Annotated in this window: 11 protein-coding genes; 1 reads left to right on the top strand and 10 read right to left on the bottom strand. The window is 59.0% G+C overall.

Features of this window, described 5'->3' with window-relative positions; genetic code table 11:
• The 10 genes from ACFOHJ_RS21825 to ACFOHJ_RS21780 all read right to left on the bottom strand — a co-directional run.
• The coding region (locus tag ACFOHJ_RS21825) for a hypothetical protein (RefSeq protein WP_378224766.1) at positions 1 to 1,071 on the bottom strand (1,071 nt) is incomplete at its 3' end.
• Positions 1,072 to 1,468: 397 nt separating this feature from the next.
• A complete protein-coding gene (locus tag ACFOHJ_RS21820) occupies positions 1,469 to 1,807 on the bottom strand; it encodes a type I secretion C-terminal target domain-containing protein (protein WP_378224765.1) in 339 nt (112 codons plus the stop codon).
• Between the two features lie 380 nt (positions 1,808 to 2,187).
• Positions 2,188 to 3,552, bottom strand: a complete 1,365-nt coding sequence (locus tag ACFOHJ_RS21815; protein WP_378224763.1) for an O-antigen ligase family protein — start codon at positions 3,550 to 3,552, stop codon at positions 2,188 to 2,190.
• Complete coding sequence (locus tag ACFOHJ_RS21810; protein ID WP_378224761.1) at positions 3,549 to 4,730, bottom strand: hypothetical protein; 1,182 nt, start codon at positions 4,728 to 4,730, stop codon at positions 3,549 to 3,551. Before ACFOHJ_RS21810 ends, ACFOHJ_RS21815 begins: the two co-directional genes overlap by 4 nt.
• Positions 4,702 to 7,077, bottom strand: coding sequence for a GumC family protein (locus ACFOHJ_RS21805; protein WP_378224759.1), 2,376 nt, complete (start codon positions 7,075 to 7,077; stop codon positions 4,702 to 4,704). The genes ACFOHJ_RS21810 and ACFOHJ_RS21805 overlap by 29 nt, the downstream gene beginning before the upstream one ends.
• Positions 7,078 to 7,120: 43 nt before the next feature.
• Positions 7,121 to 7,876 carry a polysaccharide biosynthesis/export family protein gene (locus ACFOHJ_RS21800; protein WP_378224756.1) on the bottom strand — a complete coding sequence of 252 codons (756 nt, stop codon included), beginning with the start codon at positions 7,874 to 7,876 and terminating at the stop codon, positions 7,121 to 7,123.
• A gap of 4 nt (positions 7,877 to 7,880) precedes the next feature.
• Complete coding sequence (locus ACFOHJ_RS21795) at positions 7,881 to 8,693, bottom strand: tyrosine-protein phosphatase (RefSeq protein ID WP_378224753.1); 813 nt, start codon at positions 8,691 to 8,693, stop codon at positions 7,881 to 7,883.
• 245 nt (positions 8,694 to 8,938) lie between these two features.
• Entirely contained in the window at positions 8,939 to 9,442 is a 504-nt protein-coding gene (locus ACFOHJ_RS21790) for a hypothetical protein (RefSeq protein WP_378224751.1), read from the bottom strand.
• Between the two features lie 571 nt (positions 9,443 to 10,013).
• On the bottom strand, positions 10,014 to 10,517 hold the full coding sequence (locus tag ACFOHJ_RS21785; RefSeq protein WP_378224748.1) for a hypothetical protein: 504 nt from the start codon (positions 10,515 to 10,517) through the stop codon (positions 10,014 to 10,016).
• A 91-nt stretch (positions 10,518 to 10,608) separates the two neighbouring features.
• The gene (locus ACFOHJ_RS21780; protein ID WP_378224745.1) at positions 10,609 to 11,073 is read right to left on the bottom strand and encodes a hypothetical protein; all 465 of its coding nucleotides are present in this window, start codon (positions 11,071 to 11,073) and stop codon (positions 10,609 to 10,611) included.
• 1,043 nt (positions 11,074 to 12,116) lie between these two features.
• Between ACFOHJ_RS21780 and ACFOHJ_RS21775 the strand changes: the two genes are divergently transcribed.
• Positions 12,117 to 12,800: UDP-glucose dehydrogenase family protein (locus ACFOHJ_RS21775; RefSeq protein WP_378224108.1), on the top strand; the 684-nt coding region annotated here is incomplete at its 3' end.

Raw genomic sequence — 12,800 nt, 5'->3', positions numbered from 1 at the left:
GACCGCGTTCTCCGCACCCTGCGTGAACGCATCCTCATGCGCCGTCGGAACGTCGTCGACGATATTCATAACTAGCTGCACCGGTGCAGAACTGGTCCTGCCGTCCGAAACAGTAATCTCGAAAGAATCTGTCTCAAGCTGACCTTCGACGTCCGTGATAGGATTCGTCAACTCATAGACATAGGAGACCTCTCCAGTAGACGAATTGTAGTGGACGATCGTAAGAATGCCCTTGTCGGTGGCGAATGCCCTGCCATCGATCGCACTGAGCAGGACTTCAACCCCATTGATTGTCAGGGACTTAAGATCCGAAAGACCATCCGGATCGGACAGCTTTATCCTGCCTGAAGCGAACTCACTATCGGAGGCCGGATCCGATCCCCCCGGCAGTCCCGATTCAAAGACATTGGACGTAGCACCCACCGGCACAGGGGGGCCATTGGTCGGATCGGGATCAAGCACGATATCCGGAGCACGATTGATGTGCTCGGCCGGGAAAAGCTTGCGCTCCTCCAGCGTGCCGAACTGCAGCGCGGTCGGCGGCAGGAGGTCGATGATCGGGCCGGCGTCGCCGATGCCGGGGAACGGCTGGTTGAAATTGCCGCCGGCGCTTTCGCTGCCGGCCGCCACCGCCGTCAGCGAGCCGTCGGGGCCGGCCGCCACGTCGATCTGGTTGGCCTGCAGGGCGGCGACCAGTGCCTCCTGCGGGATCTCGACATCGTCGATGACGAAGGTGGGAACATGCAGGGCCGCATGCTCGATGACGATGCGCGTGCCATCGGGCTGCACCAGCACAAGGCTGTCGCCATCGATTTCGATCTTTTCGATCGACGTGCCCGCCGGCAGCTTGACCGTATTGTCCTGCGCCACCTCGACGACCTTCGTGCCCGCCTGCGGTGCGGCGGCGACAGGTGCCTGTTGTGCGGCAGCGGCAGGGACCTGCGGTGCCGTCGCCGGCACCGGCGCGGCTTCCGCCTGCGCCACAAGCTGCGCCTGGAACTCCGCCGGATGCTCCACGCCGTGCCGTTCGGCAAACACGTCAGCGTTGTCAATAATGCCGTTGGTAGCCATAGCCCTGCCCCAATTTGAATTTGCCGCCAGCAAAGCCATGAATTATGCTGGCGAGCAATAGGGAGCGGTCGGCGCCTATATATTGGGATATATCGAAACGGTGATTTTTTGGTATTGGTTAATCTGTGAGTGATTTATGCAGGATGATCTTACAGTGGCCGGTAGTTTTACACTAAACTCCAAGTCGATTTCAGAGATATTTTGAATCGGACCTTCTCTATTTATTATCGATGGCCCCTGCTGGGAATCATTCACATAACTTAAAGAATACCTCGACCGGATTCTCCCCTCCGAACTGACCACACCTGGGATCCGGCTAAGCGGAAAAATTACACGTTTAATTCTCTACGACCCCATCCTGACAGGTCCCGAAGACCACCGTCTAAGTATGGTCTGCCTAGAGGGGAGAGTCATCATCGTAGAGAATGTTTAGGCCAGCGTCGACGCTCCAGTAACTCAAAGCCACAGTATCAAGGGGTAAGTAAGTATCGTTGCCAACGGCCCCAGGCAGATCTACCGCTAGGTCGGAAACGGGCTCGCCGACAGCCGATGAGAGCGGTGCCAGCGCCCCGTCAAGCAGCGTGGCTAAGTCGATCACATCTCCGTCTCCAGCCCCGAAATCCGGAATAATATCTTCGGCCGAAGGCACGTCGACCAAAGCTGACAGGTTGAAAACAACGCTATCGCCGTCGTCCGGATTATCCGTTGGAACGTTATCTGTTTGACCGATTAACATACAGGGCCACGCCCGAAGCTAGAAGCTGCTGGATGATGCTGCATGGACGCGTATCCACCAGCAAACACCCCGGTATTTTATGGCCTCTGTTGTTTATGTCAATGCAATCAGCTGCCATGAACAATGGCCTACCCGGCGATTCACTGTTGCAACCAAGATCGGAGCGCTGCGATAATCAGGTAGGGCGGCAGGCCTAATCCCGACGCTGCGCACGAACCGACATTCCTCGCAAAATACCGTTAGCATCTCCACCGTCCCTCCTACGGAAAACCGCAGCGTCCTCCTACCACATCACCGAATGGTTACGTCGACGAGCCACCGGTCCTCGACATGGAGCGCCAAGTCAGGTGGCGCCCTACACTCGGCAACTCCCCGGTCGTTCAGTGCGCTATTGCCGGCGGCAGGATTTCCTCGGAGGAGCGGCGCCGGCCCCTGCCCTGCCGCTCGCGCGCCTGGTCTATTCCAACATCCGAAAACAGAAGCATATTGAAGAAGGCGAAGGACATCGCGATGGCCATGGTGCGCAGCGGATAGTCTACCAGCGAATGCAGCAGGATGACGATGATCGACAACAGAACCAGGCGCTGGAGCGGAAACCGGGCAACCTTGAAGGCGCGCAGCGTCACCGCCACCGCATATCCCAGCAGCAGGATGACGGCAACGATCCCGCCTTCGAGGAAGAGTTCGAGGAAGTCGTTGTGGGCGTGGTTGACATATTGGACATGCACCATGTCCCGGCTTTCGTAGAACGGATAGACCAGATCAAACGTGCCGAAGCCGGTGCCCCACAGCCAGTTGTCGCGAATGGCACGCCAGCTCGTGAGGGCAAACTCGCGTCGTCCGAAATCGGGATCGAGCTGCTGGGCACCGATATGGATGAGCGCGCCGTAGCCATAGACGGCGACGCCGGCCAGAAGCGCCAGCATGACGGCGGTGCCGATGCGGCCGCGCCAGATCAGGGCGCCCAGCGAGATCGCCACCACGGCGAGGCCGATGAGGATGCCCGCACGAGAGCCGGCGGCCAGAAGAATGAGGAAGATCAGGACCAGCAGGACGGTCGCCAGTGCCGGACGGCCGCGAAAGAAGCCGAAATAGATGACCAGCGGAATGCTCGAGAACACCAGCGTCGAAAAATGATTCACATTCGCGAACATGCCAACCATAACGCTATAGCCGAGCAGGTCGCCCAACGTCGTATCGCCGCTGAAGGAATATTGCAGGCCGGCGGCGATCAGGTTGCAGGCAAGGCCGATGACAAAGAACGGCAGCAGGCCGGCGCGATCTTCCTTGGGCAGGCTGGTCGCCGCCATGAAGAACAGGATCGGCACCAGCGCGAAGATCACCGCCTCGATGGTGCGCGCGACACTGAGGCTGATCGGGGCCCAGCCGATCGGTGAAAGACCGGTCGGGCCCGTGAACGGCAGCAGACCGGTCGGTCGGGCGATCTCAAGCAGGGAGACGGGGAAAGGCAGCAGTTGCAGGATGCCGGCGAAGAGCACGAGGCTCGCAAGCACGAGCCCCCACCGCACCGCTGCGGACGAGGTCCCGCGCACGAGCGCATAGGTCGATGCGGCGATGACCAGCACCTGCAAGATGGCCTCGACGAAGACTCCGCGCTGCGTAGCCCCACCCAGAAGCAGGCAGGCCAGCAGGCAAAGGCCCAGGAAAATGCGCTGGCTGCGCCCCCCCCTTGCAGTTCCGGGCCGTTTAGCCTCGTCCGCCAATGTTCTATCCGGTGCGTTCATGACTGCACCGCCGAAATCCGCAAGGCGTGGACCAGCACGCGGCCGCTATAGCGCTCGCTCCAGCTTTCGGCGATCGCATTGGTGCGAAGTCGCAGCACCTGGATCGGGCAGTCGCCCGGCACGGAGAAGCGGGCATCCACCCTCCGTTCCTTGTAATCGCCTTCCGGCACGTCGAGGTTCAGCAACTGCTTGCCGGAACCGCGGCAGGCGACGGTCCACACCAGCCCCTTGGGTAGCCTGGCAGTAAAGGCGGAGGCCTCGAGGTCGATGTTGTAGCCGCCGGGCGGAAGCAGCAGGTATTGCTCGACGCCGACGTTCAGCACCGGGGTGTTGTTGAATTCGAGCGACAGCCCGCCGCCGGGCTGGCCCGGATGCGTATCCGCCTTCTGGGGTAGCGATGTCGTGACGCCGGGCTGCTGGCGCACCGACCAGTCGAACAGCCGTGCCGACGGGCCTCGCTGGAAAGTGCCGTCGAAGACGAAGCCGGAGAGCTCCCTTTCCGCCGGCGTCAGGGTCAAAAGGAAGGTGCGGTACGCTTCGCCATACTGCCCACGCTTGAACAAAGCGGTCAGCACTCCGGCTGTTTCGGTCACTGTGGGCGGAGAGCGGCCCACGGCCATATCCTGCACGAGACGCTGGGCGAAGCCGACGTCCTTTGCCGTGTCGGCCGTGAGGGCGGCGATCAATTGCTTTCGCCAGGGTGGGTTGTCACCGAGCCGGGAAATCAGGATGGAGTAGTTGTCGGGATTGGAATAGACGACCGGAAGCGCATCGGCGAGTGGCTTGATCCGCTCCGGCCAACGCCGGAAAAGGACGTCGAGCCGGTTCGTTACCTTCTGGTAGTCGCGCTTTTCCACCGCGCGCTGGATCGACCATTGAAGCGCATGAATTTCGGTCTTCGCCAGCAGCAGCGCATGGTCGAACATGGCGTAGGCCGCCGCATCCTGACCCTGCTGGCGCATGGTTTCCCCGGTAAGGCTGTAGATGCGGGCATCTCCGGCATTGAGCGGGATAGCCGACCGGGCGCTACTCTCGATAGTCTCGATCGACGTGTTGCTGTCGGTGCCGGCGAGGGTTTGGATGCCCCAGGCAAGCAGGGCGTCAGCATTCAGCGGATAGAGCTTGAGAGCGAGCTGCGGGCTTGTCTCATCAAGTTGCCGACTTGATGCGATCACCAAGATGACGAAGATTCCCGCGCAGGCGGCGAGACAGAGAAGCAAATGTCCAAGCCTTCGCATGTTCCGGTGCCGCCCCTTCCCTGGTCTTGTCCTCGATCTTCGGCGTATCGTCACCGTAGCTGTAGTAATTGTAGTTCAGGTACTTGTAGCTGTAGTTGTAGTCGAGCTTGCCGACCGCGAACTTGGTGAAGGCTGCGCCAACGACATTGGCGCCCGCGGCGCGCAGGCGCTTCAGCGCAGTGCGGGCGGCCTTGCGCGTCACCTGGTTGAACGAGACAACGATTAATGTTGCCTCAGCAAGTCGGCTTAGGATTGGCGCATCCGACAGGCCAATAATGGGCGGCGCATCGATCAGTACAATGTCGTAGGTTTTGGTGAGCTTTTGCAGAAGCAAGCCCATGCGCGTCGAGGAAAGCAGGTCGGCTGGATTTGGCGGGATCATCCCGGCAGTGATGACGCTGAGATTGGGCTTGGGCTGCTTGATGAGCTTGGGCAGGTCGCTTTTGTTGATGGTGCTGGTCAGGACGTTGCTGAGACCAATGCCGTTGTCGACCCTGAAGACGCGATGAACGGATGGCTTGCGCAAATCCGCGTCGATGACCAGCACCTTGGCGCCGAGATTGGCAAAGTCTTCCGCCAGTTTGTAAACGGTCGTCGACTTTCCCTCGGACGGTTCCGAACTGGTGACAAGCAAAACCCGTGGGGCCCCTTGCTCACCCGAGAACTGCAGCGATGTGCGCAAGGACCTATACGATTCGGACAGCCCGGACTTCGGATCCGAGACTGCTTGGGAAAAATCGCGATCATCGATGGCAGGCAATATTCCAAGGATCGGCAGACCCAGTTCCTTCTCGACCTGCTCGGGATTGGCAAAGGTGTTGTTGAGCAATTCGAGAATGTAGATAATCGCCGCGCCCAGCGCCATTGACAGCACCAGCCCGATGGCCAGGTTGAGGGCGATGCGCGGCGAGTACGGAGAATGCGGCATCGCCGCCAGATCGGCCACGGCTGCACTCTGGTTCTTCAGTTCCGAGCCAACATCGATCTCGTTCAGCTTAGCGATCAGGCTGTCGTACTGGGAGCGGTTGGAATCGACCTCCCGCTTCAGGATCGTGTATTGGATGTTCTTGTCCTGATAGGCGGCCTGTTCGGTCTCCATTTCGGCCAGCTTCGCCTTCAGATCCGCGACCTTGGCTAGCGTTTCCTGATGCTTCAGGCGAATTGAATCCGTGATCGCCTTGATACCTAGATCAAGCTGCTTGTTAATCTCACTTACTTGGGAACGAAGCTGCTGCATTTCCGGGAAGCCGGGTTTGAACAGGGTCAGCTTCTGCTGGTACTCCGCGTTGAGCTCGGCCGACTTTTCACGCAGCTTCGCCAGTCCCTCGCTTTTGAGGACCTGCTCCAGACTGGCTCCCTGGCCGTTATCGATCTGCTGAACGAGACGGCCATAGTCGAGGCTTTCCTGGATCGCTTCCGCCAGGGCCTTGTTGATTTCCTTCAGGTTGGCGGCAATCAGGGAGTTCTCGTCCCCAGTGATGGTAATGCCTTCCTTCTTGGCGTAGTCAACGAGTTCTTCCTCGGATTTCTGCAGCCTGGCCTTAACCAGGATCACCTGCTCCTGGATGAATTTGCGCGCCTGTGAGGACGTATCGCTCGCCTGATCGACGCGCTGGTCGATATAGCTTTGCGCTACCTGATTGGCGATTTCATAAGCGTATTTCGGCTGCTGGTCAGAATAAGTGATCGAAAGCAAGCTGGTGTTGGAGAGCAAGTCCACCTTCAAATTTGCCAGGAGCCTTCCCACTGCCATGCCCGCACGCTCTTCCGGCGTATAGTCGGAAAGTCGGCCGCCGCCGACTTTGATGCCGAACGCGCGGCTGAGAAGATTCAAGGGTGAGAAACTTGCCTTTGGGAACAGAAAGTCCTCCCGCTCGCTCAGGCCAAGCGCAAATACCACGCGTTGCGCCAAGGAACGGCTCTGCAGTTTCTCCCGCGCAGTCAGGTAGGCGCGCATGTCCCCGCTTTCGGCCGTAACTTCGATGTCCTGGAACACCTTGGCCGAAGGCATCAGTACTTCCAGTTGCGCGGTAGCCTTGTAGCGCGGCGTCATCATCATGGTGACGGCGAGCGCGCTTACCAGCCCGACCGCCACTAGAGTGGCGAGCAGCCATCGATAGTGGACGACATACAGGAACACACGCAGGATATCGATACCCTCCTCGCGGGAAGCCGCCTCGTAGGCATAGTCCTGGATGAGTAGACGCGGCTCCTCATACGCCCCGGCCAGAGCAAGCGAACCGCTACCGCTATGCGGTGCGCCAAGATAGCGTTGGCGGTCAGACATGCGTCATTTCCATTCTCTGCGTCGCGACATCCATAAAAGCCCTTTAGGGAATAACTGCGAGACGACTGGCATTGACGGCCACGCCCAATGCTTCCTTCAGATTGTTCATCGCTACCCGGCTCTGCGAAGTGAACACCATAACGACATCGCCGCCATAGATGCGAGGATTGCCTAACCGGCCACTGCGGATTTCTGCCACGCTGTAATTGGCCACCAGCTTGCGACCGCCAATCTCGCGGAAGACATAGACCTTGTTCTGGTCGGCTATATCACGAAAGCCGCCCGCCATGGCGATGACGTCCAGCAAGGTGGCGTTGGCGGTAACCGGATAAAGGCCGGCCTTTGCCACCTCGCCGTCGATCGTTACCCGCTGCCCCGCCGACTCCTTAAGGAAAACGGTGATGTCAGGCGATTGCAGATAAGACTTACCGTAGGCCCGCTCCAGTTCCTGCTCCAGTTGACGCACCGACTTGCCCGCCGCCTGGACGACACCGATCAGTGGCATCGAAATGCGACCCGCCGAGTCCACCTGCACCGTTCTGTTGAGCGTGTCGGCCTGAAAGATACTGACTTCCAGCACATCGTTTGCTGACAACAATTGCTCGGAGCCCCCATCGGTGCCGAATGGGGGCGGCAATGTCTTGACTAGCTGCAGGCTTCCATCGCCCGTCGATGTCGCACCCGTTTTCAGCGACAGAACATCCGAGGGCGCAGCTCCCGTATTGGCGGTGCTGGTACAGCCGGCGAGGACAAAGAAGCCGGGCACGATGGCTAAGAACAGGCGATCGATTAACCGCATTCGTCTATCCATTTCCGAGGACGCGATGAACGAAGCGCCGGACGAACCCGGAGCCGGTGGCTGGCGTATGGCGGACGGTGGAACCCGGCGCCATCAGGTATCCGGGTTCCCCATTGGCAAGAATCGCCGCAGGGCGATGGACGAACATCTGCTCAGCCTGCTCGCTGCCGAATCGTCCCGCGACGGCGGCATAGGCTTCGGACAGAAGCGGCTTTCTCCAGGTCGTCCCGTGGCCGTCGCTGGCAAAGAAGCTGACCATGTTCTCCTTCAGCATCCTTTGCGCCAGTTCGGTGGCCGCCGCTCCGAACGCGCCGAGGACGGAACCAGCCGTCACCTGCATTGGGCACCCGATGTCCGCTAGTCGTCGAATGATCTCGTAATGCCGCGCGGCCCAGAGAAGTCTCTCGGGATGCGTGATGATTGGTACAAAGCCCGCCTGAAGCAGGCGGGTTACGAAATCCTCCAGCTTTGGAGGCAGGATTTCATGAGGCGGCTCCAGAAGGAAGTAGCGGGAACCGTTCAGTGTGGGTACGCTACCGTTCAAAAGCCGCTCGATGAGATCGGGGGCGATATGGACATCCGCGCCGACATGCAGCTTCAGCGGAATGTTCTGGGCCTCGAGCAACGCCTGCAGGGCATGCATGGCAGGCAGGATCGTCGCGGACGAGTTCGGATACTTGCCCGGAACGATGTGCGGCGTGCAAGCCATGTCGGTGACACCGTCGGCAACCGCCATGCGAGCCATCTCGACCGACATGGCAACATCTTGCGCCCCATCATCGAGGTTGGACAGGATATGAGAATGGAGGTCGATCACGAGCGGCGACCTGCATACAGGGCATGTCGGCCAGAATTCATAAGATGCTTTGCGTCAGCAACGACACTGGAAGCAACTAGGGCAAGAGAATGGGATCTTTGAAGATGGATACTCAATCGGATCCCAATCACATCATCGAATGTTCCCTAAGCAGATATGGCGAGCAAATACCCGCACAAGCCCCCAATAGAAAACACGAATCCCTCGATTTTCTGGCCTCTTTTAGCCGATTGCCGGTCACAAGCTTACTTACTTACTGACTTGCTATCATCGGCTATAGACATAATCGCACCTCCAGCAACGATGCCACCAAAAATGGTTTCAGGCGTCACAAAGCTTCCGGCATTTGCCGTGGCCGTTCCACCAGCCTGAGCAGGCGCCTGCTGGTTAACCGCAAGGCAGAGTTGCCCATCCTGTGGGATTGCCTGCAGTGCCGTATTGGCCGCTAAGCGCAATGTGCAATTGTTGCCGAAACTGATGGTCGAAGACGACTGCGGACCAACAAGAACCGAATTGCCCGCCTGCAATTGCATTCTGACCTGTGCCGGCACCGAGCCGCTTGCCTGGGACACGAATACGTTTCCGTGCGCGCTCTGGACAATGCCGGTCGTTCCCGCGGCAACCAGACAGCCGCATTGACCAGACTGGGCAAAGGCACTGCTCGTCCCAACAACACCGCCCGTGGTCGCATAGACCAAACCGAACACCGCTGCCACACCACGAACAAGCACTTTCGAAATCATTTGCATCACATTTCCCTCAGCACCCCCCAACCGACCCATAGCACCCTACAAGGATTCACTCAACCATTGGTTTACATCGGCCCACGAGGTACGCATCGAAAAATTGTTATGGAAAATCCACGGGATAGGAGAGTATGGGGGAATTACGATGTGATTCCAGCGCCATTTTCTTTCCGGCACCGGACCGTCAAACTGAGCGCGTCCGTTTAGCGAAGACGCCCCAAGGCATCGTGCGTGGTGGGCAGGATCGTAGCAGATTAGGCCGTGTGGATCAGAACATGTGCGGCGTGCCGCCCCTGCCATCCACCCCGGCAATTGCCATGTTCGCCATCCTACTGCGAGTCGAACGACCAAGAACGCCAGCGCGATCAAAGCCGCCCGACGAGCGGCCCCAACCATATCGAAACTTCTTCGCGTTCAGGGAGAAACAACCCTACCGGACCTTAGCCAGGTTGGCTCATGTTCGGATTAGGGAAGTTCGTCATTGGTAACATGACAGGACGACCGCCCTGCCCGTGAAAATTCATCGGCAGTCAATTTCCTGCGGAACCTGTAGGGTGACCTGCCCAACCCGGGTCTATTTGCTTACCGAGTTATCGCTATCCGACGCGGCGATAGCAACCACCCCCAGGCCGAGACCACCTGCAATAACGCCGGGGACCAACAAATCGCTGGCACCGCCACCCGTTGTCTCAACTGCCTGGCCCGGTGCCTGCTCGTTGACCGCGAGGCAAAGCTGATCGCCCTGGGGCCGAACCTCGAAAACCGAATTGGCCGGTAAGCGCAGCGTGCAATTACCACCGAAGCTTACGACCGAGGCCGATTGCGGCCCGACGAGAACCGAACTGCCTGCCTGCAACGGCATTGCCGACTGGGCCGGCACCGAACCGCTCGCCTGCGACACGAACACGTTGCCGTTGGCGCTCTGCACGATGCCTGCCGTTCCGGCTGGAACCACGCAGCCGCACTCACTGGGCTGCGCGTAAGCCGCGCTTACGCCGACAACGCTACCCGTAGTCGCAATGGCCAGGCCGAACAGCGTCGAAGCACCGCAAGCCAGTAGTTTTGAGACAGTATGCATCAGATATTCCCCTGAAATTCCAACCGTGGATAGCATCGATGGATAATTCGTTCAACTGTTGATGAGGTACAACACGATACTGAAAGTGGTCTTAACACGCTTTGTAAGCCCCACCAGATTGAGCCGGCACGTCGCACAGATAGCCCGACTCGGATAATACCTGCGCTATGTCTGAGCCGTCCGATCCACGGCACTGGACCACGGGCCCCCCTTCGAAAACCGGGGCCGACCTGCCGTCACACGGCGTGCCACCGCCCACCTGGACGCAGTCGACCTCGCTGTTCTGGAAGGAGCTCCGCGCCTGCTCGCGTACCAAAGGCTCCATGGATGCCGGCTTGCTGAACGAAACGCCGCACAGCATGACCCGCCGACCAGCGACCCTAAAATCGGCCATCGTGCGGATATCCAGCTTTCCACTAAACATGGCCACGGCGGTCGTTGCTTTCGTGCCGGCGCGAGTGCCATCCCGTCCGCCGCGCCCGACGAGCAGGAAGAGCATCAAGGTGGCGAAACAGAGTGCCGCGACGACAATGATGGCCAGGCTTTTAATGGTCATGATTGGCCGTGCACATATGTCCCAACGATCCTTGCACGGCGTAACCGCGCCGCTCAACGAAGTTGCCGATGACGACTGTGACATTCGTATATGTACGGGCTACGCCGCAGTCAATGTCGTCGTAATCAACAGGCCGTCGGAAGATACGACGACGTGCACCGCTAAACCCACCGAACACAGTCTGGAGAGCGCCCGCGCGTTGGCGTAAACACTGTCGCGCGGGTAATAATAGGCCACTCGTGTTCCCTGCCTGAGCAGCGACTGCGACAGCATCAGTGACGGGCTTCCGTAGATGTCAGAGACGTTTTTCTTGGCGAAGCCAAATCACTGTCCTTGTGAAGCCGCCAAGAGAACGGGACTCTTGCTTGTTGACTGCTGGCCAAGGTCGGGCCTGCAAGTTCGAGAAGCGTGCGAGTAGCCGGCTGACCTGCCGCTGAGCTTTTTTTCTCCACGTTGGATTAGAGTCCTGGCGCCCCAGCCGATGCGATGCGCTCTGATGAACAAGTGAATTGTCAATAACCGTGGAATCGAGCCTCGTTGGTTTCACGCAAAAGGGGCCCTTCGGCGCAAATGATTTACGAAAACCGTGCCGAGAAGAATTTAGCGCGATCCATTGAGGTCCCTTTCAGGTTGTCAGATGAGGGGCTGTCGAGCTATATCCCCGGCGGGATTTGACTTATTAGCTGGTGAGAGAATTGCTCAACAATCATTTGGCGGGAGATCGTCCGGAAGCGAGGAATTTGCAGCTAGGCGAATAGAAATTGCCAGAATTATCTTCTCCGTTTGAGCGGCCAGATATCGGGTAAGCGGACCACCCAAAAGACGTGGGATACCATGGTCGCCGGATAGATCGAAAACCCCATTCTTTTTCCACTCGTAGAAACTTGCGTGGATGCCGCCGACGAGATTCTTGGCTACCTCAACCCAACTGTCGACCCAACTTAAGTTTGCGCTAATCGCCGAATGCCCGCATTCGGCGGTAGATTCAGGGGTTTGATCAGTACGGCACTGATGATTTTTGCACAACCGTCGGGACTACGATCATGAAGATTGTCATATTCGGCTCGGGTTACGTGGGCCTGGTTACCGGTGCTTGCCTGTCGGATGTCGGCCACGAGGTAGTTTGCGTGGACGTCGACGCCGGCAAGGTGGCGGCGCTGAAACGCGGCGAAGTGCCGATTTTCGAGCCCGGCCTTGCCGAGATGATCGCGCGCAACATCCGGCAGTCGCGCATCTCGTTCACGACCGAGGCCGCGCCGGCGATCGAAGACGCGGAACTGATTTTCATCGCGGTAGGCACGCCGTCCAACGAGGACGGAGCGGCTGACCTGAAGCACGTGCTGAACGTGGCGGCCATGATCGGCGACAACCTTTCGCACCGCACGGTGATCGTGGACAAGTCGACCGTGCCGGTCGGAACCGCCGACAAGGTCCGCGCGACCATCGCCGCCCGCCTCAAGGAGCGTGGCGTCGACGTGGCGTTCGATGTCTGCTCCAACCCCGAATTCCTCAAGGAAGGCAACGCCATCGATGACTTCACGCGCGGTGCGCGGATCGTGGTGGGAACCGATTCCGAAGCGGTGCGCGAGGCGATGCGGGAATGCTACGCGCCCTACAACCGCAACCACGACAAGCTGATGTTCATGGGCGTGCGGGAGGCGGAACTCACCAAATACGCGGCCAACGCCATGCTGGCCACCAAGATCAGCTTCATGAACGAGATTTCC

The sequence above is a fragment of the Aquamicrobium soli genome (assembly GCF_042646345.1).
Taxonomy (GTDB): domain Bacteria; phylum Pseudomonadota; class Alphaproteobacteria; order Rhizobiales; family Rhizobiaceae; genus Mesorhizobium; species Mesorhizobium soli_A.
Note: the sequence above shows the minus strand (reverse complement) of the source record. Positions and strands in the feature narration are given on the sequence as shown.

Bases quoted from the DNA above. Each gene is read 5' to 3' on its own strand.
- ACFOHJ_RS21820 (WP_378224765.1), bottom strand. From the start codon at position 1,807: ATGTTAATCGGTCAAACAGATAACGTTCCAACGGATAATCCGGACGAC.
- ACFOHJ_RS21815 (WP_378224763.1), bottom strand. From the start codon at position 3,552: ATGAACGCACCGGATAGAACATTGGCGGACGAGGCTAAACGGCCCGGA.
- ACFOHJ_RS21805 (WP_378224759.1), bottom strand. From the start codon at position 7,077: ATGTCTGACCGCCAACGCTATCTTGGCGCACCGCATAGCGGTAGCGGT.
- ACFOHJ_RS21800 (WP_378224756.1), bottom strand. From the start codon at position 7,876: ATGCGGTTAATCGATCGCCTGTTCTTAGCCATCGTGCCCGGCTTCTTT.
- ACFOHJ_RS21790 (WP_378224751.1), bottom strand. From the start codon at position 9,442: ATGCAAATGATTTCGAAAGTGCTTGTTCGTGGTGTGGCAGCGGTGTTC.
- ACFOHJ_RS21785 (WP_378224748.1), bottom strand. From the start codon at position 10,517: ATGCATACTGTCTCAAAACTACTGGCTTGCGGTGCTTCGACGCTGTTC.
- ACFOHJ_RS21780 (WP_378224745.1), bottom strand. From the start codon at position 11,073: ATGACCATTAAAAGCCTGGCCATCATTGTCGTCGCGGCACTCTGTTTC.